17 protein-coding genes are annotated in these 22,014 nt (G+C 51.3%); 10 read left to right on the top strand and 7 right to left on the bottom strand.

The annotated features are described in order from the left end of the window. A partial coding sequence (locus SFHG_RS10815; protein WP_042436077.1) for a DUF6020 family protein occupies window positions 1-674 on the bottom strand: 674 nt, incomplete at its 3' end. 506 nt (window positions 675-1,180) lie between these two features. On the opposite strand from SFHG_RS10815, the gene SFHG_RS08175 reads away from it, so the two are divergent. After that, the gene (locus SFHG_RS08175) at window positions 1,181-3,241 is read left to right on the top strand and encodes a glycosyltransferase (RefSeq protein ID WP_238318311.1); all 2,061 of its coding nucleotides are present in this window, start codon (window positions 1,181-1,183) and stop codon (window positions 3,239-3,241) included. Window positions 3,242-3,395: 154 nt separating this feature from the next. Here the strand turns inward: SFHG_RS08175 and SFHG_RS08170 are convergent, their stop codons facing one another. Next, complete coding sequence (locus SFHG_RS08170) at window positions 3,396-4,517, bottom strand: glycosyltransferase family 2 protein (protein WP_042436074.1); 1,122 nt, start codon at window positions 4,515-4,517, stop codon at window positions 3,396-3,398. Between the two features lie 209 nt (window positions 4,518-4,726). Between SFHG_RS08170 and SFHG_RS08165 the strand changes: the two genes are divergently transcribed. Genes SFHG_RS08165 through SFHG_RS08150 form a run of 4 tightly spaced genes read left to right on the top strand, consistent with a single transcriptional unit; the run spans window position 4,727 to window position 11,411 of the window. Next, window positions 4,727-5,503 (top strand): ABC transporter permease, encoded by a 777-nt coding sequence (locus SFHG_RS08165; protein ID WP_042436267.1) that lies wholly within the window; start codon window positions 4,727-4,729, stop codon window positions 5,501-5,503. Between the two features lie 12 nt (window positions 5,504-5,515). After that, window positions 5,516-7,354, top strand: coding sequence for an ABC transporter ATP-binding protein (locus SFHG_RS08160; protein WP_042436071.1), 1,839 nt, complete (start codon window positions 5,516-5,518; stop codon window positions 7,352-7,354). A gap of 41 nt (window positions 7,355-7,395) precedes the next feature. After that, entirely contained in the window at window positions 7,396-9,807 is a 2,412-nt protein-coding gene (locus SFHG_RS08155; RefSeq protein ID WP_052297880.1) for a glycosyltransferase family 2 protein, read from the top strand. 41 nt (window positions 9,808-9,848) lie between these two features. Then, the gene (locus SFHG_RS08150) at window positions 9,849-11,411 is read left to right on the top strand and encodes a DUF2142 domain-containing protein (protein ID WP_042436069.1); all 1,563 of its coding nucleotides are present in this window, start codon (window positions 9,849-9,851) and stop codon (window positions 11,409-11,411) included. 68 nt (window positions 11,412-11,479) lie between these two features. Here SFHG_RS08150 and SFHG_RS10490 read toward each other — a convergent pair whose 3' ends face one another. From SFHG_RS10490 to SFHG_RS08135, 3 genes are read right to left on the bottom strand one after another with little or no spacing between them, the layout of a single operon-like run. Further along, complete coding sequence (locus SFHG_RS10490; protein ID WP_081469026.1) at window positions 11,480-12,631, bottom strand: glycosyltransferase family 4 protein; 1,152 nt, start codon at window positions 12,629-12,631, stop codon at window positions 11,480-11,482. 15 nt (window positions 12,632-12,646) lie between these two features. Further along, window positions 12,647-13,012, bottom strand: coding sequence for a DUF2304 domain-containing protein (locus SFHG_RS11265; RefSeq protein ID WP_042436066.1), 366 nt, complete (start codon window positions 13,010-13,012; stop codon window positions 12,647-12,649). An 8-nt stretch (window positions 13,013-13,020) separates the two neighbouring features. Beyond that, window positions 13,021-13,749: a glycosyltransferase family 2 protein gene (locus tag SFHG_RS08135; protein ID WP_042436064.1), complete on the bottom strand. Its 729-nt coding sequence runs from the start codon at window positions 13,747-13,749 to the stop codon at window positions 13,021-13,023. A 314-nt stretch (window positions 13,750-14,063) separates the two neighbouring features. On the opposite strand from SFHG_RS08135, the gene rfbA reads away from it, so the two are divergent. The 4 genes from rfbA (at window position 14,064) to SFHG_RS08115 (ending at window position 18,544) form a co-directional block, all read left to right on the top strand. Beyond that, complete coding sequence (rfbA, locus tag SFHG_RS08130) at window positions 14,064-14,960, top strand: glucose-1-phosphate thymidylyltransferase RfbA (protein WP_042436062.1); 897 nt, start codon at window positions 14,064-14,066, stop codon at window positions 14,958-14,960. A 149-nt stretch (window positions 14,961-15,109) separates the two neighbouring features. Further along, window positions 15,110-16,129, top strand: a complete 1,020-nt coding sequence (gene rfbB / locus SFHG_RS08125) for a dTDP-glucose 4,6-dehydratase (RefSeq protein ID WP_042436060.1) — start codon at window positions 15,110-15,112, stop codon at window positions 16,127-16,129. 9 nt (window positions 16,130-16,138) lie between these two features. Further along, window positions 16,139-17,617 (top strand): sugar nucleotide-binding protein, encoded by a 1,479-nt coding sequence (locus tag SFHG_RS08120; protein ID WP_238318310.1) that lies wholly within the window; start codon window positions 16,139-16,141, stop codon window positions 17,615-17,617. Between the two features lie 93 nt (window positions 17,618-17,710). Beyond that, window positions 17,711-18,544, top strand: a complete 834-nt coding sequence (locus SFHG_RS08115) for a LicD family protein (protein ID WP_042436057.1) — start codon at window positions 17,711-17,713, stop codon at window positions 18,542-18,544. Window positions 18,545-18,604: 60 nt separating this feature from the next. On the opposite strand, the gene SFHG_RS08110 is transcribed toward SFHG_RS08115, so the two are convergent. Continuing rightward, on the bottom strand, window positions 18,605-19,528 hold the full coding sequence (locus SFHG_RS08110) for a glycosyltransferase (protein WP_042436055.1): 924 nt from the start codon (window positions 19,526-19,528) through the stop codon (window positions 18,605-18,607). Between the two features lie 57 nt (window positions 19,529-19,585). Between SFHG_RS08110 and SFHG_RS08105 the strand changes: the two genes are divergently transcribed. After that, entirely contained in the window at window positions 19,586-20,815 is a 1,230-nt protein-coding gene (locus SFHG_RS08105) for a lipopolysaccharide biosynthesis protein (protein WP_042436052.1), read from the top strand. Window positions 20,816-20,896: 81 nt separating this feature from the next. On the opposite strand, the gene SFHG_RS08100 is transcribed toward SFHG_RS08105, so the two are convergent. Continuing rightward, window positions 20,897-22,006 carry a glycosyltransferase gene (locus SFHG_RS08100; RefSeq protein WP_042436049.1) on the bottom strand — a complete coding sequence of 370 codons (1,110 nt, stop codon included), beginning with the start codon at window positions 22,004-22,006 and terminating at the stop codon, window positions 20,897-20,899. Window positions 22,007-22,014 lie beyond the last annotated feature (8 nt).

Genomic DNA, 22,014 nt, shown 5'->3' with positions numbered 1-22,014 from the left:
TGGTGTAAGTTGCGAAATAGGGGGGGTATGCCGAAAAACGCCAGCAGGACGAAACGCCATATGCGGTGGCATCCCGTCCGCTGCATCACCCATTGGACGGTCGTCGCGAAGCACAGCGAAAGCGCCACCATTTGGATGATGGTAAACAGCGCGCAACCTGCGGAATTCGACAAGCCCAGCATGTGCGCTACGAACAAGCACGCCTTCACGCATAGGGTGAAGGCCAACGGATGGTGATTGCTGTAGTCGGAAAAACCCAAGGATTGCGACAGCGACGAGACGGAATCGCCGAATATCAGGCCCGGCCAATATGCCAGAAGATAAGGCAGATAGAGGGCGAACAGAACGACGCTCATAAGCAGGATCGGCTTTCGGTTGAGCCGTGCGACTTCAAGTGAGGGACTTTTGCCTTCGCAGGCTTCCGGTGTCGGGAACAGCGAGGCTAGCACCAGCATACCGATAGTGAAGCACAGGATGAATGCGAATGCGAACAGGGCTAGGTCGCCGTATCCGTATGGGCTGATTCGGTTGACTTCCCAGGTGCTGTATTCCCCGCCGGCGATAACGATATGGTTCGATGCGATGACCGACAGCGACAAAACCGCCGAGTAGAGAAACAGCATTGCCCAGGCGAGCGGCCTCATGCGTTTCCGAATGGAGCTTATCGAGATCATGCGTCTTTCATCCTTGCTTTGGTGTGGGCTTTCCCGGTGCGCGCGCCGCGCTTCCAGTTCTTGCTTTTATACTAGGGCAATAATCGAAATCACGCATTGGGGAGTATATGAAGCGAATCTCGTTTTTAGGCTTGTGCCGTGGGTATGGCAAGGCGCATTTCGCGTTTTGCGTAGCCTTTGAGGGGAAACTGGTCGCGCGCGCCTTCGCGAAGGGCGGGTCCGACGTTCCGCGAGAGCTTCGCGTGTTCGCCCCAGGCGCGTTTTGCCCTGCAGATACGCGGATAGCCGTCGTTTCCGTCCCTATGCTTGCGATGTCCGTGACGGTGGAGCTTTCCTCGTCTGCATCGGACGACAGTGCCAGCGTGAGTTGTCGTGCGGCGTATAATCCGCGGCTTTCCGCCATCCAATCGAAGTTGTTCTCTCGTTCGAACCCTGAGCTTGCGGAGCTGATGAGAAGCCTTGACGACCGTCAAGTTCCCGGTGAGCCGTTCGCAAGGTTGACTGGCGTGTACCCATTCGAAGGCAAGAACGTGTGGCGGTTCGCGTGCTGTTTCCCGCGATGCGATGCGCGCGATGCCATTGCCGTGCAGGTGGTGGATGGGCAGATGCAGGCTGTGGATTGCGTTCCTGTGATCATGGAAGATCACGTTGTGCCTGTCTCCGCCGCCAATGGCGCTTTGGAGCGGATCGTGAGTGTTTCAGTGCCGCTGGATGCTTCCATCGAGCATGCTTGCGTGACGTTTGCGCCGCAGGGCGCGCCGGAAGCAGGTGCTTTTGCCTGCGGGTATCCCAGCGATGTGCAGGCCGCGCGGGGCTATAGCACCTGGCTTGCCTCGGGGGCGTGCGCGTCGAAAGACTATCGTCTGTGGTCGGCGGCGCATCGCGCGACGAGCGCCGAGCTTTCCCTGCAACGCTCCACGCTTGGCGCGTTGCTGCATCCGCTGATCAGCATTGTTGTGACCGTGTTCAACCCGCCGCTTAACTTTTTGCGGGATTGCGTGGAATCGGTCAAGGCGCAATCCTACGATAATTGGCAGCTTGTGCTGATGAACGCCAGTGGGGAAAACGAGGAGGTCGAGCATTATTTGGCTTCGTTGGATGACGCTCGCATCGTTATGCAGGCGATTGCGAACCGCGATATCGCCACCAACACGAACAAGGGCATCGAGCTGGCCGAAGGCGACTACGTGGCGTTTCTCGATCATGATGACGTGCTCGAGCCTGACGCGTTATTCCGCTATGTTGCCGCATTGTCCGATAACCCCGATATCGATCTATTCTATTCCGATGAGGATCGCCTATATGAAGGCGAGCTGCGCAATCCCGCTTTTAAAACCTACCCGAATCTCACTAAACTGTACGCCTATAACTACGTGACTCATTTCCTGATGGTCAGCCGATACGTCCTTGAGCGCACCGAGCGGTCGCAGCCGGATGTCGCGGGCGCGCAGGATTATGATTTGACGTTGAGGTGCTTCGAGGTTGCCCGTCGTATCCATCACGAACCGAGGGTTTTGTACCATTGGCGTGAGCATGAGGGTTCGACCGCTGGAGGAGGCGACCAGAAGCCCTATGCGCATACGGCGGGCAAGCTGGCGCTTGAGCGGCATTTGGAAAGAAGGGGTTTGCGGGCAGTTGTGGGCGATGGGGAATTGCCGTACACATATGATGCGAGGTTTGCGCTACCCGACGAGAAGCCGCTGGTGAGCGTCGTTATCCCGAGTAAAGACCATGCTGACTTGCTCGAGAGGTGCGTAAGGTCGATTCTGGATCGTTCGACGCATGAAAACCTGGAAGTGATCGTCGTCGAGAACAATAGCAGCGAGGCGGAGACGTTCGCACTGTACGAGCGTTTAGCCGCCGACGCGTGCGTTCGCGTTGAAACCTGGAGTCCTGACCTCCTTGTCGAGGGTGCTCCTTGCGAAAACGGGTTTAACTATTCGAGCATCGTTAATTTTGGCGCGGCCTGCTCCAAGGGCGATTTCCTTGTGCTGCTGAACAACGACACCGAGGTGATCGAACCTGCCTGGATCGAGCGTATGCTCGGCGATCTGATGCGTCCCGAGGTTGGCGTTGTGGGCGCAAAACTGCTGTTTGGGGATGGTCTGATCCAGCATGCCGGCATGATCGCGAACGGGAATGGCGATTTTGCGCACGTGAATCGAGACCTGCCCGGTGACGCGCTCGGGTATGCGTATTCCGCCGGCATGCCGCAGGAATACTCCATGGTCACCGGTGCGTGCCAGATGGTTTCCCGCAAGCTGTTCGACGAGCTGGGAGGCTACGACGAGCAGCTTGCGGTGGGCTTCAATGATGGTGACTTTTGCCTGCGCGTCGGGGAGGCGGGCAGAGTGGTGGTGTACGAACCGCGCGCCGTTTTGCGCCATCGCGAGTTTTCCTCGCGCGGCCGCGAGTCGACCGACGCGCGCCTGGCGGCAAGGTTGCTGCAAGAGAAAAGCCGCATCATCGCCAAGCACCCGGCGTTTTTCGCTAGCAACGATCCCGCGGTGAATCCAAACCTCAACCAGCTCAGCGACTGGTGGGAGTTGGGGGATTGGCGGGGATAAGGCCGCACGACCGGGAAACGGGGTCCGTTCGCACGGTTGCGACAGTGTTTTTGTGCCGTGATGATGCGCCAGTGCGACGCCGCCGGGTTGCTCGCTCTCCGGGCGGGGCGAGGTTCGGGCCGGTTTCGCGGGTTGCGGGGCCGGTCCATGCGTCCTATTTCCCCAACCGATCTTTGACTTTTGCGAACGGGGAGACCAGCTTTTCGCCAACCTTGAATGTGGTGGAGGTGCGGATTTCCGAGAGTTGCGTTTCCAGGTCGTTCATATGCCTGCGTTCAAGGACGAAATAATGGAAGGCGATTTCCGCGAGGTCCTTTTCGGCTATGCGCATGCAGCATTCGTGTCTGATTGGGACGAATGCTTTTTCGATAGGGAAATTCGTGATGTCCAGACGTGCGAGCCCTTTGCTCTTCATCGCGTCGACGATTGCCGCGAACGATTCGAACGATTTGGCGCGGTAGACGTTCATGGCTACGGCTTCCTCGGCCCAGTTCACGAATGAGTCATGATAGAGCTGCCAGGTCCCGTTGTCCTCCAGCGATGCACGCAGCGCCAGAAATGCCTGGTAGAAGTCCAGGGGGCTTGCATCGGCGGTGTAGAGCGCGCTGTTCTGGTTGTTGCAGCGGTAGAAGTGCAGCGACTCGTCGAGCAGCGAGATCCGTTTGGTCTCCGAAAGCGCGCGGCAGGTGAACAGGATGTCCGCCATGCGCTTGACGTGCTGAAAAACCAGATTGTGCTCGCGGACGAACGATGCGCGGAACAGTTTGTTGTGCACCCAGTTTTGAAACGAGTTGAAAATGCGCTCAGGGTTGTCAGCGGGGGAGAAGACGCGCCTGCTGGCATCGGCCCAGTTGCGGATCCATGAGGTATCGAAGCATTCGGGGCAAGGGCGGCGCTCGCCGGTCTTGCCATCGAGGTACGTGGTGCGGAATATCACGATGTCGGAATCGTCCTGCTCGCCTTGGTGCATGGCGTGCTCGAGCAACGTGGGCTCCATGATATCGTCGGAGTCCAGGAAGTAGAGCCATTCGCCGCTTGCGAGGGCTCGCCCGTGGTCGCGCGTCGGGCCTTCGCCTGGCTCGGATTCCTTTGCGAGAACGATGCGATGGTCTTGGCGGGCGAGCTCCTTGAGGATTTCGGGAGTGCCGTCGGTAGAGTTGTTGTCAACGCAGATGACCTCGATGTCGCCCATGGTTTGCGCAAGCGCGCTTTGAACGGTAGCCGCAAGGTAGCGCTCTGCATTGTAGCAAGGGATGATGATTGATGCTTTGGGCATGGGTCCTCCAGTCGGTTGATGCAGTGCTTATGATACTAGATGCTGCATATGCTCATGCCTACGCATGCTATCAGGCGATCGTGTCTAATGCGTATTTCAAGGGGAATGCATCACGGCCTCGCAGTTCTGATACTGTATACAGGAATGGCGTCAACGCCGATTCCCTTCTCGAAGGGTTAGTTCAGTACGCGATTAAGGTGGCTACGTCCATGGCTTTGTGCACGAAGCAAGTTAAACGCGATTGGTTTATCCTGCGTTCGCTTGTGTCGAAAGACTTCAAGTTAAAGTATCGCCGTAGTATGCTCGGCGTTCTTTGGTCGGTCCTTAACCCTCTTCTTATGATGATCGTCCTGACGGCTGTGTTCTCTACGGTGTTCCGCTTTAACATCGAGAACTTCCCGTTGTATTTGATCTTGGGTCAGACGTTGTTCACGTTCATGTCCGATGCTACCTCTTCCGCGATGAGCTCGATTATCGATTCGGCTCCGCTTATCAAGAAGATTCGCATTAACAAAGCATTGTTTCCTCTGGAAAAGGTGTCGTTTGCGCTGGTGAACTTCATGGTGTCGCTTATCGCTGTTGTAGCGGTTATGCTGTTCTTCAAGGTCGTGCCAACCGTTAACATCCTTTGGCTTCCCTTCCTTTTGCTGACGATTTTCCTATTTAGTCTTGGAGTTGGTCTTTTGCTGGCTGCCTTGTCGGTCTTCTTCCGCGATGTTATGCACCTATGGAGCGTGCTGCTAACCGCTTGGACTTACGCTACGCCGCTGTTTTACCCCGTTGAGATTTTGCCGGAATGGGCCGTTCCGATTATGAATGCAAACCCTATGTACTACTATGTGTCGTTCTTCCGTGAGATTGCACTGTACGGCTCAGCGCCAACTCTTGAGCAGATTGCCATTTGCCTTTTTTGCGGTGTCGGTGCCCTTATAGTGGGTTTTGCAGTTTTCAAGAAGCAAGAAAAGAAGTTCATTCTTTACGTTTAGGAGTGGGTGGCTATGCCGGAAAATGTGAACACGAGCGTTCTTTCTTCCGATCAGCTGCCGGCTGAGGAAGAGGATAATCGCCCGGTTATGATCGATGTGGAGCATGTCTCCATGTCGTTTAATATGGCAAGCGAGCAGTTGAATAATCTGAAGGAGTATGCGATTGCCATTGCGCGTGGCAAGCTGTTCTTTGAGGAATTCAAAGCGCTGGACGACGTTTCTTTCAAAGTGCGAAAGGGCGACGTTTTCGGCATCATGGGAACCAACGGCTCAGGCAAGTCGACTATTCTGAAGATAATTGCGGGAGTGCTTGAGCCCTCCAAAGGAAAATGCACGGTCAATGGCAATATCGCCCCGCTGATCGAGCTTGGTGCTGGTTTCGACATGGACCTGTCGGCGCGCGAGAACATTTACCTTAACGGTGCGTTATTGGGCTATTCAAAGGACTTCATCAACGAGCATTTCGATGAGATCGTCGAATTTGCAGAGGTGGAAAAATTCCTGGATATGCCGCTTAAGAACTACTCCTCAGGCATGGTGTCGCGCATCGCGTTTGCCATCGCTACGGTTATCGTCCCTGAAATCCTCGTAGTGGACGAAGTCCTCTCCGTTGGCGACTTTATGTTCCAACGAAAGTGCGAAAACCGTATCACGCAACTTATTGAAGAGCACGGGGTTACCGTTCTGATCGTCTCGCATAGCAATGATCAGATTGCCCGTTTGTGCAACAAAGCTATCTGGATCGAAAAGGGCCATACGCGGTTGATGGGCGATGCCGGATACGTTGCTCGAATTTATGGGGGCTTGGGAGGACGCACCGGCAGCAAAGAATCGGAAGAGTGTGTGTTCGATGCTCTTAAAACTGCATTAGCTAAAGACGATGACGAGCTGAAGAGTCGCTATTCGGTTGTCGAAGGCGAGAATTCTGGGAGCAGAAATAATCGAATGATGCTGCAGTCCTGGAAGGGCCGTGAGGCTTCCTCTGTATGTTTGGTTGGTGATTCGACGCATGCAAATGCTGTTGTTGCAAGTGGGTTTGCTGGTGCCCTAGGGGCCCCAATTGTCGCATGCGGGGGAAATGAAAAGTTATCCGAATCGGCAGAGCATGCATTGCTTGAGCTTCATCCCGATAAGATTTTCGTTTTCAGGTCCGATGGCCCGGAAGATAAGGTTATCGACCAGCTGGAATCTTATTCATGGAAGCCAACAGTTATTTCGTTCGGCGAGGGCGTTACGGCGACTGACCTATCTCAACAAGCATTCGACTATGGTAGGGATTATAGCTTATGGGGCGACGAAGCATATGTGGTCGATTTCACCGACAATTCCCAATCGCTTTTGCTTTCGCCGATGACGTATGCCAAGCATGCTCCTGTTTTCGTGCTGAATCCATGGCAGGAAGATTGCTCTGCCATCATTGCTTCATTAACATCAGCGAATATTAATCGCATTGCGCTTGTTGGACCCGGAGCATCGAAATTCCAGGACGAATTCGATTCAGCGGGCTTGCGTACCAATCTAATTGCTGCTGGTGAGGGAGATACTTGCTTCGAGGTCTTTAAGATGGTCTTCGACTTCATGTCTTCTATCGGGCGATCGGGTTCTGGAATGGAGTTGATGATTGCCTCTCGCGATTTCGATCAGTGGCCTGAGCTATTAACTGTTGGGTGCTGTGGTGGTGCGAATCATTCCGCGCTAATGATGATGGATAAAACCAACCTTGATAGTGAGGCGGCATGTCTTGACTATCTCGCTTCTCATGCAAGTTCCGTTTCTCGGTTGCTGTTTGTCGGCGGTCGTTTGGGGCTTGGCGCCGAGGAGCAGGCCATGCTTGCTTCTTCTATCGCATAATTAGTTGTTTGATTGCTATTTTTCTATAAGGATTCGATCACATGCATATCTCATTTGGGAAAATATGCCGCGGCGATGGCATTGCTTATATTGAAACGATTGTCCATTGCAGTCAGCAATATGCGCATACTCGCTTCTTGGCGCGCTCTGAAGACGGGGTCCCGTTGCCAATTGAGTCCTACAGGTATCAAAAAGCGGGAACCTACGTGCTGGCAACGCCTTTGTTGGATACGGATAAAATTATCATTGAGTCTGTGGTGTTTGATGATAAAGGTAACGAGATAGCCAAGACCAAAAAATCTATTAGTCGATTCATGATTAAATGGCTATCGAGGCTTAACTATAGACTTGATTTTAAAACTGTATCGGCTTTACGTGACATAGATGGTTACACCTACTCGGATCAAATCCATATTCGGTTGACCACGTTTGTTGAATCCTACGAAAAACAGCAATATATTATCAAAGGCTTCGTTTGTGCTCCTGTCAACGCTAGTGGACTCTCTCTGTCGTTGTTAGATAACAAGGGATGCAAGGTAGACGCAGCGGATATCGTATTCGGCAGGACCTCCTCTACGGTTGCCTTGGGTTTGAAGCGCACCGAGGTTGATTTTACCCTTCGTCTTTCCAAGGAATGCGTTTCTTATTGTTTGGTAGCAGCTGCGGACAACCTCAGCAGATCCGGCTTCATTTGTTTTGATCAATGCTCTATCGATTTGTTTTCTGATCGATATAACCCGTTGTTCTATCGATGCACTGGTCCAGTTGCCTATGAGAGGAGCGTTGAATCCAGAAAACGCTTTTCTCGGGGTTTAAAGCCAAATGATTTTGTTCGAACGGGTAATACCGCATTCAGCGTTGTTGTCCCGTTGTTCCATACTCCTCTTCGCTTTCTTAACGAGATGATTCAGTCCGTTGAGGATCAGATATATACGAATTGGGAGCTGCTCCTGGTGAATGCAACACCGGAAGACCAATCACTCTGTGCAGCATTGGAAGCGCTTCAAGATTCTCGAATAAAGGTTATAACGCTAGAGGGAAATCTTGGTATTGCCGATAATACCAATATTGGTATTGAGGCTGCTACTGGCGATTATATTGCGCTCTTTGATCATGATGATGTGCTGGATGAACGCGTGCTATATGAATATGCGAAGGCGATTGAAGCCAATCCGCAGATTGATGTTCTTTATTGCGATGAAGATTTTCTTACTGAATCCGGTACGTATGCTGCGCCGCATTTCAAATCAGATTTGAATATTGATTTGTTGAGATGCCATAACTATATTACGCATTTGCTTACTGTGAGATCGGAGCTAGCAAAGAGCTTAAAGCTTCGAAAAGAGTTCGATGGTGCTCAAGACTATGATTTCGTGCTAAGGTTAGCAGAGCTTACGGAGCAATTTCACCATGTTCCGGATGTCTTGTATCACTGGAGAATTAGTGATACCTCTACGGCTAAGGATGCTGGAAACAAATCATATGCAACTTTGGCGGGACAGAAAGCGCTTCAGCAGCATTTGAATCGACTGGGGATCCGTGCAACTGCTTGTGAAACCGATAAACCTTGCTTCTATCGAGTTGAGTATGCTATTTCCGGACAACCTAAGGTGTCCATCGTTATACCAAACAAAGATTGCGCTAAGGTACTCACGCGGTGCGTTGATTCTATCGAAAAGAAGACAACCTACTCGAATTTCAATATTTACATAGTTGAGAACAATAGTACCGAAAGCTCTACTTTTGACTGCTATGAGCGTTTGATGTCCGAATACCCTAACATTAAGTTGCTGAAATGGGAAAAGGAGTTTAACTATTCCGCTATCAATAATTTTGGCGTTGGTCAGGCGGATGGAGATTATATTCTCTTCCTTAACAATGACACAGAGGTTATAGCTGGAGACTGGATTGATTCGATGCTGTCGATCTGCCAAAGGGAAGACGTCGGTGCGGTTGGCGCAAAATTGCTCTATCCCGACAACACTGTTCAGCATGCTGGCGTTTTGATGATAGCATGTCAGAGCGTTAATGATGTCGCTGGCCCAATTCATGTGTTCAACAATATCGATGCAGATGATCCCGGCTACATGCGACGTGCTGTTCTCACGCAGGATGTTTCCGTGGTGACTGCCGCTTGCATGATGGTGGAGAAGCGGTTGTTTGAGGAATTGGGCGGTTTCGATGAGTATTTTGCAGTTGCTTTCAATGATGTTGATTTTTGCCTGAGGGTTCGCGACACCAATCGCCTTGTCGTGTTTACCCCAGATGCGAAGCTCTATCATTACGAATCTATCAGTCGAGGATATGATTCGTCAGGGAATAATATGCGTCGTTTCATAGAGGAACAAGGCAAGCTCAGGACTCGTTGGAGCAAATATTATTGCAGCGGTGATCCGTATTTCGGGACAGCTAGCACGTCGGTTTTCTATGTTCCGAGCTGGTGCAAAATATAGCAAAGCGCGCACTTCTATTCGAATGGATACGGATTTAGATAATGATTAACGCGAGAAGCGAAAAGAAAACTTTTTATATAAAGATTAGCAAGATTGTATTGTTATCAGCGGCAATCTTGCTGATTTACATGTATTACTATGCTAATTGCCATTCGAGGATGTATCTAACCATCTTTGGTTTAATTGCTATTGGTGTTATCACGCTCATCGCGTTGGCGCTATTTAAACGTATCACGCTTGAATCAACAAAATTGTTCGCTGCGGTGCTGCTCATTTCTGGTATATTTTTCACTTTTGCGTTTACTCCTGGATCTGTACCAGATGAAACGTTTCATTACTGGTCTTCATACTATTACTCAGATCTCATACTTGGTGGTGAGGTTGATTACGAAAACACCATGCTGGAAATGCGGCAAACTGATGCTGACTTGTATATAGCGAATGAGCTTTCTGCTGATATGTATTCCAAGACGATAGCTTCCTTGGGTGAGGCGTCTGGTAATCATGAGACTACCATGGTGTTGGTGAGTCCTGGGGCGTTAAATTCAGCACAAAATCCGTTCTATATCAAATTGCCTTCAGTACTTGGAATTTGTTTGGGAAGACTGGCTGGTTTTGATGCTGTGGTTACCTTCTATTTAGGGAGGGTATTAAATTTCATTCTGTTCGCTGCCTTGGCTCTTATGGCTATCAGGCTGACTCCCGTCGGCAAAAATGGATTAAAGGTCATTTGCCTTCTTCCTATGACGCTTCATATCTGCGCGTCTTATTCATATGATGCAGGCACTATCGGCCTATCATTTTTGTCGATTGCGCTATTGCTGCGGCTATGGATAAGTGAAAACCAGGCGACTAATAAGCTCCTGGCCTTCATTGTGATACTGCAGATATTGCTCGTTCCCTGTAAACTCGTGTATTGCGCTTCGTTGCTTATTGGATTATTTGCTCCTCGGCGTTGTTTTGCTAGCCGCAAGCAAATGCTTGCTTTCAAAGTTGGTATTTGTGCCGGAGTTGTTTTCCTCTTTGTGCTTACAAAGCTTAATTCGGTTTCATCTATGGCAACAGGGCCTTCTTCTGGCTTGGATCAACGCGGGGATGAATTTGGCCACTTTTATACGCTTCAAAGTGCATTGGCCGATCCTGTAGCCACTATCGGATTATTTTTGGGATCTATGTTGTTGACAGGGGATTTTTATGTTCAAACGTTAGTCGGGGGCTCTTTGGGCTGGTTTCAGAACACTATCGTAGCGCCAAGCTACATTGTGTTTGCCTATCTCGCGATTTTGTTTCTGGCGTATATTCGATGCGATCCTGATCAGGAAAGATGTGTGGAAGGACGATTGAGAATTCTTTGCCTGATTGTACCTCTGCTGGCTTGGTTAGCAGTAATGGTCTCCATGTATCTCGGTTGGACGTTTGATACGGAACCAGTGATCCTCGGGATTCAAGGGAGATACTTTTTACCAGTTTTACCACTGTTCATGTTAGGGTGTCGGTTTAACTCGCTGTCATTTAAAATCAATAGCGCAAATCTTATGATTGGTTCAATTGTCGTTCTCAATTGCCTTTATATGATGAGAACCTTTTCTATAGTTTTGCAATAGCTCTAACTTGCCAATGTGGTGGCTGGTGAATACGCTAGAAATTTCACCAGCCACCACATGTTTCTATATCAGCGAGAGTTTGCCTTTTGGCATGCTTGCAGTACTTTTTCTGCTGTTCTTTGCCACGAGAATTCTGCGCGAACCCTTGCTCCGATGTTTCGCGCTAATATTATATTTCGTTCGGGATTTTCCTGAATGCTGACGATATCTTCTGCAATCTCGGTGCTTGATTGACTTTGGAGAATAACGCCATATTCTTTACTCGGAATCATTTCTGGCACACCGCCAACGTTGGTGATGATGGGTGTCGTGTAGCATGCTGCCGCTTCGAGAAGCGAGGTCGAGAACCCTTCTGATCTTGTTGGCAGGCAAAAAATGTCACTTGAGATCAATAACGCGGCAATATCTTCAGACGGTAGTTTTCCAAGAAGTGTAAGGTTTCCAGGGTTATTTTTTTCGAGCATGCTCATCAAAGGGCCATCGCCTGCAAGTGCGAACTTTATATTTGGCCTGTCGCGTAACTGCCTCGCGGCATCTAACAATTCGTTAATGCCCTTTTCGGGAATCAAACGGCCTGTGAATGAGACTAGGAAATCACCATCAGCTAGTTGAAGCTCGTTTCTGAAATCTCGATTTGACGCACTTGCGTAATAGTTGTCAGCGTCAATCGAATTGTTCAAGACGCCTTTTCCTTCAATCTCAAATGTTTTGAGCCACTTAACGCTTTCATTTGAAACGCCATAAAAATCAATTGGATGGCGCTTCAGTAAGGCGGTAATCATATGCTCGTGGGCCTTTACGGCAATGTCGATTACGGGATTTCCCAATGTCAGATATGCAGATCCATGATCAATCACAATTGGCTTTATATTGTGATTTTCGGCATGCTTTACACCGAGAAACGTGTGAGGGTAAAATCTGGTGTTGATAACTACGTAGTCGGTTGGTTGAGAATAGATTCGCTTCAGAAGCTTATTGAAAGTAAGATTTCGTTTTGGAACAGGAAGCCTCCCTCCAATTAGAGGATGACAGGGTATGCGATATACGGTTGCTCCGCTTTTGAGCGTCTCCTCTTCTGCAAGGTTGAATACGTTGTTCGTGACAACGCATGCATGAACTCCCAAATGCTCAAGCTGGTTTGCCAGATTATGGGTATACTTCTCGACTCCGCCAATATTTGGTAAGTAATTAGCGGAGTATATGAATAACGTTTTGCGCATGCTCTCTCCGACTAACTAACGAATATTCTGTTGTTCAGCCTTTATTGCATCGACTTCTTTACGAAGTAAGGCCACTTCCTGTACGAGCGTTTTCGAATATGCGGTTTGCTTGCTGGCGATTACGCTCAAAGATAGGCATATCACCAACAGGCAAATGATGCCGATAATGAAAATAAAGTTAGACGGAAGGGCAATACCAATCTCGTCTGCAAGCCAATATATCGGAGTAGGGAATAAGGCGCATAACGTAATAATGACTGCAAGAAACACCCATAGCAGCGAATAACTTAGCAAGAGCCTCTTGCTGGAGACCAGGCGAATGATGTATATCAACAGCAGTAATCCCAGTATTGCTAGGATTATGGATGTGTGTGTGAGCATTGCAACTCCTATTTTCCTGAGCGCTTTTCTATGCGGCACATTGCAATTGCCAGGCTGACTTTGATCATGTAATACACGCTGCCAAATACTTTAATTGATGAGGTGCCGCCGGCCCGCTCTTTCATTTCAACGGATACTTCGCTCACCGTTAGCCCGTGGTTTAACGATTCGGCAATCGATTCCGGTTCGGGGTAATCGATGGGATAGGTTCGCGAGAACAATTCTAGTGCTCGCCTTCCACTCGCTCTGAAACCGGATGTGGGATCGGTGATATTCTTCTTGTACAGAAGCTTCAACATGAACGATAGCCATTTGATGCCAATTCGGCGCATTGCGGTGGATTGAAAGCCCTCGGTTTGAATCAAGAACCGAGATCCAATAGCCAGATCTGCCCCAGCTTCGATTTCCTTGATAAGTAAAGGTATGTAGTTGATATCATGTTGGCCGTCGCCGTCAACCTGAATGTCCACGTCGTAACCGTTCCGAAGGGCATACTTGTGTCCCGCTTGAACTGCTCCGCCGATTCCGAGGTTTCGCGGAAGGTCCAGGACGTTCAGGTTGTTTTCCTTGCAAATCCTTAGTGTCGAATCCGTTGAGCCGTCGTTCACGATTACGTAATCGTAACCGGCGGATTCGATTTTTTTAGCAACGCTGAGAATGCAGTCTTCTTCGTTATACGCTGGTATGACTAGCAGCGTTTTCAGCTTTGGTGTTGCGCTGCTGTTGCACTTATCCATGAATATCTGCGTACTCCCTTGTAGCTTTAGCGTTTTCCCTTCTTGAAGTATGACGCAAGTTGCGACATTTTGCGAGTTTGGGCTTGCTTGCACGTTTGGTTTGCTACGTCTTTTCATAACAAACGCTGAAAACTGGCTGAAAAGGGGGTAGGCTTTTCGTGCGATTGGAGCTTTAATGATTACCTCGCATCTGCGAAACGATAAGATTAGAGTGTTATGGGTGATGCTATTCATCCATGGCATTTCTTCGGGTGCCGCCATCGTGTTCGATGGCGGTATTTAGCTGGTGCTGGTTATTGCTGAGGAGGATTTATATGAAGGGTATTATTCTTGCCGGCGGATCTGGCACTCGTTTGTATCCGCTTACGTTAGTCACGAGCAAGCAGTTGCTCCCCATCTATGACAAGCCGATGATCTACTACCCTATGTCGGTGCTTATGATGGCTGGCATTCGTGACATCCTTGTCATTTCCACGCCGCAGGACCTGCCGAACTTCGAGCGTCTTTTGGGAGACGGCTCCCAGTTCGGTGTGAAGTTGTCCTACGCTGAGCAGCCTAGCCCCGACGGTCTGGCGCAGGCGTTCATCATCGGTGAGGAGTTCATTGCCGGCGAGCCTTGTGCGCTGGTGCTTGGCGACAACATCTTCTACGGCAACGGGCTGGGGGATCACCTGCGCAGCGCCGTCAAGGCCGCCGAGTCCGGCAAGGGCGCCACGGTGTTCGGCTACCACGTCGACGACCCCGAGCGCTTCGGTGTGGTGGAGTTCGACGAGAACTACAACGCCGTGTCCATTGAGGAGAAGCCCGAGCATCCCAAGAGCAGCTACGCCGTCACCGGCCTGTACTTCTACGACTCGCGCGTCTGCGAGCTGGCCAAGAAGGTGAAGCCCTCCGCGCGCGGCGAGCTGGAGATTACCGATCTCAACCGCATGTATTTGGAGAGCGGTACCTTGTCCGTCGTTACCCTGGGACGCGGCTTCGCATGGCTGGACACCGGCACCATGGAGAGCCTCTACGAGGCCGGCGAGTTTGTGCGTGCGGTCGAGCGTAGTCAGGATATTCCTGTTTGCGTGCCTGAAGAGATTGCTTGGGAGAATAATTGGATCGATACCGATCAACTTCGTGAATGTGCGAAGAAATACGGTAAATCGGTTTATGGCCAGCATTTGAAGCGTGTTGCTGAAGGCGAGTTCGTTAATAAGCGCCGTTAGCCATTATGCAAAACGCCCTCGCTTTGTGCGGGGGCGTTTTGCTGTATATGCAGTGCAGTTCTGCCAAGCCGTTAGGTTGACTGCTATTCTATAAAAGATTACGAAGATATCAATTTCCCAATAGAGGGTTTCTATTCAAGGAGGATGGCGTGGCTGAGACTTTCGAGCCCAAGAACATTATCGTCACGGGGGGCTGCGGGTTCATCGGCAGCAACTTCGTGCATTACGTGGTCAACAAGCACCCCGGCGTGCACGTGACCGTGCTGGACAAGCTGACCTACGCGGGCAACGAGGAGAACATCGCGGGGCTTCCCGAGGACCGCGTCGAGCTCGTGGTGGGCGACATCTGCGACGCTGAGCTTTTGGATCGCATAGTCCCCGGTCATGACGCCATCGTGCACTACGCTGCGGAGTCCCACAACGACAACTCCATCGCCGACCCGGAGCCGTTCCTTCGCACCAACGTCGAGGGCACCTTCCGCCTGCTCGAGGCCGTGCGCAAATACGGCGTCCGCTACCACCACGTCTCCACCGACGAGGTCTACGGCGACCTGGCGCTGGACGACCCGGCGCGCTTCACCGAGGAGACGCCGTACAGGCCCAGCAGCCCCTACAGCTCCACCAAGGCGGCCTCCGACATGCTCGTGCGCGCCTGGACCCGCACCTACGGGCTTCGCACCACGATAAGCAACTGCTCGAACAACTACGGCCCCTACCAGCACGTGGAGAAGTTCATCCCCAGGCAGATTACCAATATCATCGACGGCGTGCGCCCTAAGCTCTACGGCACGGGCGAGAACGTGCGCGACTGGATCCACACCGAGGACCACAGTTCGGCCGTTTGGACCATCCTTACGAAGGGCCGCATGGGCGAGACCTATCTCATCGGCGCGGACGGCGAGCGCAACAACATCACGGTGCTGCGTATGATTCTTGAGATGATGGGCAAGTCGCCTGATGATTTCGACTGGGTCAAGGACAGGCCCGGCCACGACCGCCGCTACGCCATCGACTCCACCAAGCTTCAGACCGAGCTCGGCTGGCGCCCGGCGCACAACGACTTTGCAGAGGGCCTGAGAAAGACCATCGAGTGGTACAAGGCCAACGAGTCCTGGTGGCGCCCGGCCAAGGCGGCCACCGAGGCCCGCTACAAGGCGCAGGGACAGTAGGAGGCCATCGTGAGCGAATTCGAGTTCGAGAAGCCCCTCAAGGTGGAGCGCACCAACATCCCCGGGATGCTGGTGTTCGACCTGGCTGTCCACGGCGACTCCCGCGGCTGGTTCAAGGAGAACTGGCAGCGCGCCAAGCAGACGGGCATCGGGCTGCCCGACCTGGGCCCGGTGCAGAACAACATCTCCTTCAACGCGAGCAAGGGCGTCACACGCGGTATCCACGCCGAGCCTTGGGATAAGTATATCTCCGTGGCGACGGGAAGCGTGTTCGGCGCATGGGTGGACTTGCGCCCGGGAGAGAGCTTCGGCGAGGTCTACACGTGCGTCATCGACCCCTCCAAGGCGATCTACGTGCCCCGCGGCGTCGGCAACTCCTTCCAGGCGCTCGAGGACGGCACGGCATACACGTACCTGGTGAACGCCCACTGGTCGGCCGAGCTCAAGAAGACCTACACCTTCGTCAACCTCGCCGACCCCGAGCTTGGCATTGAGTGGCCCATCCCGCTTTCCGAGTGCGAGCTCTCCGAGGCCGACAAGCACCACCCGATGCTGGAGGACGCCATCCCCATGGCCCCGCGCCGCACGCTCGTCACCGGCGCGAACGGCCAGCTCGGCCGCGCGGTGCGCAAGCTCGCCGAGGAGCGGGGGATCGCCGATTCCTTCGACTTCGGCGACCGCGACGAGTTCGACTTCTCGGACCCCGCCGACTACTCCAAGGTCGACTGGACGCTCTACGGGACCGTTATCAACTGCGGCGCCTACACCGCCGTCGACGCCGCCGAGACGGTCGAGGGCCGCAGGGCCGCCTGGGCCGCCAACGCCCAGGGCCCGGCGCTGCTTGCCAAGGTCTGCGCCGAGCACGGCATCGCGCTCGTGCACGTCTCCAGCGACTACGTGTTCGACGGCACGCGCGAGGAGCACCCCGAGGACGAGCCGTTCTCTCCGTTGGGCGTCTACGGCCAGACCAAGGCCGCAGGCGACGTCGCCGTGGCCAACTGCCCGCGCCACTACATCGTCCGTAGCTCCTGGGTGATCGGCGACGGCAAGAACTTCGTCAAGACCATGGCGGCGCTCTCCGACCGCTGCGTCGACCCGGGCGATTCGCTCAACCAGGTGACCGTGGTGGACGACCAACACGGCCGCCCGACCTTCACGCGCGACATGGCCGAGGGGATTTTCTGGCTGCTCGGCTACCGCGACGGCGACCGCGAGCCGAGCGCGCCGTGCGCCTGCGGCACGTACAACCTCACCGGCTCGGGCAGGGTTGCCTCCTGGGCCGACATCGCCGCGAAGGCCTTCGAGCTGCGCAACGGCAACGCCGACGCCGTGAAGCCCGTCTCGACCGCCGAGTACTACGCGAGCGCCAAGGGGCCGGTCTCTCCGCGTCCGACGCATTCTGCGTTGGCCCTGGACAAGCTGGCGGGAACCGGCTTTGTCCCGGCTGATTGGGAAATGCGGATGACGGAGTACATTAAATCGCTTTAACCTGCGATTGATGATTTGCTATTGGGCTGCTGCGTTGTGGGGCGTAGCAGCCCAATTGTGTCATGGCTAATAATTGATGGGAAAGTGGGCGCCATGCAATACGACCCGAAGGTGTTGAGGAAGCTCCAGCTTGTTGAGTTGGGCATTTTGAAGGATGTTGATAAGGTTTGTCGAGAGAATGACATTACCTACTTTTTAGACTCAGGTTCAGTTCTTGGTGCCGTTCGCCATGGAGGATTCATTCCATGGGATGATGATATCGACATTGGTATGCCACGCGAGGATTATGATCGGTTTGTGGCTATTGCTCAAGATGAGCTTGGTGATGGGTACCTCGTTTCCAACCCTGAGAACAATCCGTACCAATCGGCTCAATTTACCAAAGTTATGCTGAAGGGAACTCGGTTTGTAAATGATGAAACTGAGGATGCCGGATTTGAGATGGGCGTATTCATCGATGTGCTTCCATATGATGCTTTGAGCTCGAATGCGACGCAAGAGAAAAAGCAAAGGCGTTGCTGCTTTTTGTGGCAAAGTTTGTCTTATCTTCGCTGCTCGGGTCATATCGTCGTTCCTCACCAAGGAGTTCTTGGGTCGATCGAGAAAGTCTTATGCCGATGTGCTCACTATGTCGTTAAGCGTATCTTCTCGGCTGAGGCGATTAATGCAAAATTCGATGAGGTAGCTAGAAGTGCGAATACTGATGATCACGCTAAGTGCCTTCTTGTTATGTCGTATGCGCTTTCAAAAGCCTATCCTGAGACAATGATGCTTCCGCCTAAGCCCATCATTTTTGAAGGGGAAGAGTTTTTTGGACCGGCAAACCCGATTGGTTTTCTGGAATCGCTTTATGGCGATACATGGAATCAACTTCCTCCTGAGCACTTGAGAAGAAATCATGCGCCAAAGTTGCTAGAGTTTGGATAATCGTAGTTTTAAAGGCGAATGACTAATTCAATACAGTCATTCGCCTTTGCATTTACGCTGTTAACCCATCATTTTTATTAGCTGCTTGAAAATTGAATCAGGCAAGAATGGCAATAGGATTTCGAATGTAGCAAGAGTTGGCTCGTATTTTGCGAGCTTTATTAATCCCCTCAGGTTGCGATTGCGTCTCGCTTCCGCAAAATTCAGAATTTGTTTCGCCTCCTTGCAATCAGGAAAACGCTTTGCAAACTCCTGTGCTAGGTCAAAACTGGGTTCTACCCGCTCCGTGTACCAATCATTTTTGCAAGCGATTCCATGAAATAATCCGGTGACGTTTTTGCCGTGTCGACGGTATTTTACCAGGGGCTCATTAATATAGGCGCATGGGCCACAGGCGCTTGCGCATAAGGCGATCCATTTATCATGCCCCGTACATGTTGGAAACGGTGTGAACTGTTTTACGAGCGAGGTTTTCGCCATAGTCGCCATTCCGATCGCGTAGCAGCGAAAAGCTGCTGGAATCGTAAGGTTATCGCCACTTGCCCAATTGCATTCTATGGATTTGGGATGAGCGGTTTTCCAGCTTTTGATCTCAATATTCCCGTCAGCATCGATGATCGCTCTGTCGCAAACGGCCAATCCATAACCAGCTCGCAATGCGGAAACGCCTTTTGCTACACGGTTCGGCTCCCATTCGTCATCTTGATCGCAAAATGCTACGTAGTCGCCATCGGCGAGCGTCACCAGATGTTCAAAAGCTTTGACATAGCCGAGGTTAACAGGGGATTTGTAGTAAATCACCTTGTGCTTACTCAGATGCTGCCGCGCGAAAGATTCCCAATTGTCATCATCGGGACAATCGTCGTGTATAAAGACCGTGATGCTTTCTTCGCAGATTTGATTGTTGATTGATTCCAACTGTTTTTCTAGGAAAACCTTATTGGGTTTGTATAGGGAGATGATTACGGAAACGTTTTCTTCCATTTTGGCCTTCCTTGTCTTCTACAATGGTTTTAATGCTATCTGATTGGATGGGACAAAATGAGCGATAACGCGCTGTCACTTAAACAAAACATGCTATGGAACTCGATTGGTTCCATAGTGTATCTTGCCTGTCAGTGGCTGCTGACGGTGATTGTGGTACGTCTGAGCGCTAATTACACCGCTGCGGGTTTACTTTCGCTAGCTATGTCGATTGGTAACATTTTTACGCCTTTCGCAGTATACAAAATGAGAACGATTCAAGTTTCAGATGTCGATCATAAGTATTCCGCGGGCCTATATATGGGCTTTAGGTTTGTGACTGTGTTCCTGGCATTTGCTGGCTGCATGATATACGCTGCCTGCACTTGCCAGCCGGGAGCTCTGCCTTCCATCTCAATTTATATAGCTTATAAGGCTGTCGATATTATTATTGACGTTATGCATGGTGTTGATCAGCAACATATGCGTATGGATTATATTGGGAAATCGCAGATCTTAAGAGGGCTGCTAACACTGTTCTCGTTCACGGTATGCATGGCATTTACTTCTAACCTAGAGCTCAGCTTGTTCTCCACAATCGTTGTTACGTTACCCGTTGCAGTTTTCTTTGATAGGTCTAAGGCTGGCCAATTCGAGGCTTTGTCTCCTCAGTTCAACGCTCAAGTTTTTGCGCACTTACTTATTAAATGCCTGCCTGCCGTGATCGCTGCAATTATGTGCAGTGCTGTGCTTACAATTCCCCGACAGTATTTGAGCGTTACGTTTGGCGATGAGTTCTTGGGTATTTATGCTTCGGTTGCTTCGCCCGTGGTGATTGTTCAAATGGGTGCGACGTATCTATACACTCCTTTACTAGGGGAGTTTTCTCGTTTCTATTCCGATAAAAGTTACAAGGGATTCGTTTCTCTTCTTATCAAAGTCTCTTCGGGGATTGTGCTGATTGCTCTTATTTGCGAACTGCTATTTACTTTTTTTGGAGAATGGGGGCTTGCTTTATTGTATGGCGATGGTATTCGACCTTATGTATATTTGCTCCAGCCAATGATTGCATGTACGGTTATCACGGCATTTTTATGGTTCCTTAGCGACTTGCTGATCGTTGAGAGAGATTTTAAAGGGAATTTTATTGGAAATGCGCTTTCTTTTGTTTGTACGATTCCAGCAACATATTTACTTGTGAATCAGTTTGATATGAATGGGGTTAGCTTTGCTGGTATTGCGGCTTATGGCGTAGGTTCAGTATATTTATTGGTGAAACTGCTGAAAAACGCAAAGACTCAAATGTGAGATTTCGCTCATTGATTAGAGTCGTTTTATATTAATAAAGGTAGATATGATGGGCCTCGTTTAAAAACGAGGCCCATCATACTATTTTCCTTCGCGCCTGCTTCGTTTTACTAGGTAGTTCTTTGTAGCGAAGAAAGTGTTTACCAGTCCAGTGTTCTTGAGGTTGTATACGCCTTGGCCAACTAATCCTGCCATGTGGGGGAGGGGGTTGATCTTGGGGCAGGGGATGCCGCGCAGGCCTGCGTACAGACGCTTCATGCCGGGAGATACCTCGTTGTCTGTGAATACCAAGTTTGCATCCATGCGCTCAAACATGTGCTTAGCGGCTTCGCGCACATCGTCATGCGTGAGGTCGACTTCCTCGATGATGCCCGACAGATACGTGAACCCACGGCTGTTGTGCGAGCGTAGGATGTGCTCATCGGTAACGTTCAGGCGTTCTAGGACGTCCATCATATCGTTCCAGCGCTCAAGCGGCAGCAACGTGTTCGTGTGAGCGAAGTTCTTGGACTTCTCGGGAGTCTCTTCGCGATAGCAGTAATAGGCGGTGTCGAAATAACCGATGCGGTCGGTTTGGCACAGCGTTTCCACCAAGAAGGGGTTGTCGGCCCAGCCGGCACCAGGAATCTCTTTGAATCTGATTCTGTGCTCATCAAGGAATGACTTGCGATAGATGGCTGACCAAATGGATGGATGGTGGCATAGCAAGTGCGCTGCGTCTGCGATTGCGAACGGTTGATGATCGGGATGAATGCGGTTTTTGTAGCTGCAGTTCAGCTTGCGCTGTTGTTTGGTGTCGGGCATCCAAATGCGCCAGTACGGCGTCTTTACGATGTCAAGTGGCGTGCCCTCGTCGGCGAACTTTTTCGCGAATGTCAGCATGTCTTTGTACATGTTCGATTCAATCCAGTCATCGGGTTCCACGATGGAAATCCACGTGCCCGTAGCCTCAGCAAGCCCGCGGTTGCATGTGGCGCCGTAGCCCTGGTTTTGCTTGTCGATGATCTTAATGCGCTCATCCGAGGTTGCGTAGCGTTGCATGACGGACAGCGAGTCGTCGGTGCTGCCATCGTTGAGCAAGATGATTTCGAGTTCCTTGTGCGTCTGCCCTGTGATGCTGTTAAGACATTGCTCCAGATAGGGGCCTGCGTTGTAAATCGGCACGATAACCGATACAAGCGATTCGCTCATGTTCGTCC

It is taken from the genome of Senegalimassilia anaerobia JC110 (assembly GCF_000236865.1).
GTDB classification, from domain to species: domain Bacteria; phylum Actinomycetota; class Coriobacteriia; order Coriobacteriales; family Eggerthellaceae; genus Senegalimassilia; species Senegalimassilia anaerobia.
Note: the sequence above shows the minus strand (reverse complement) of the source record. Positions and strands in the feature narration are given on the sequence as shown.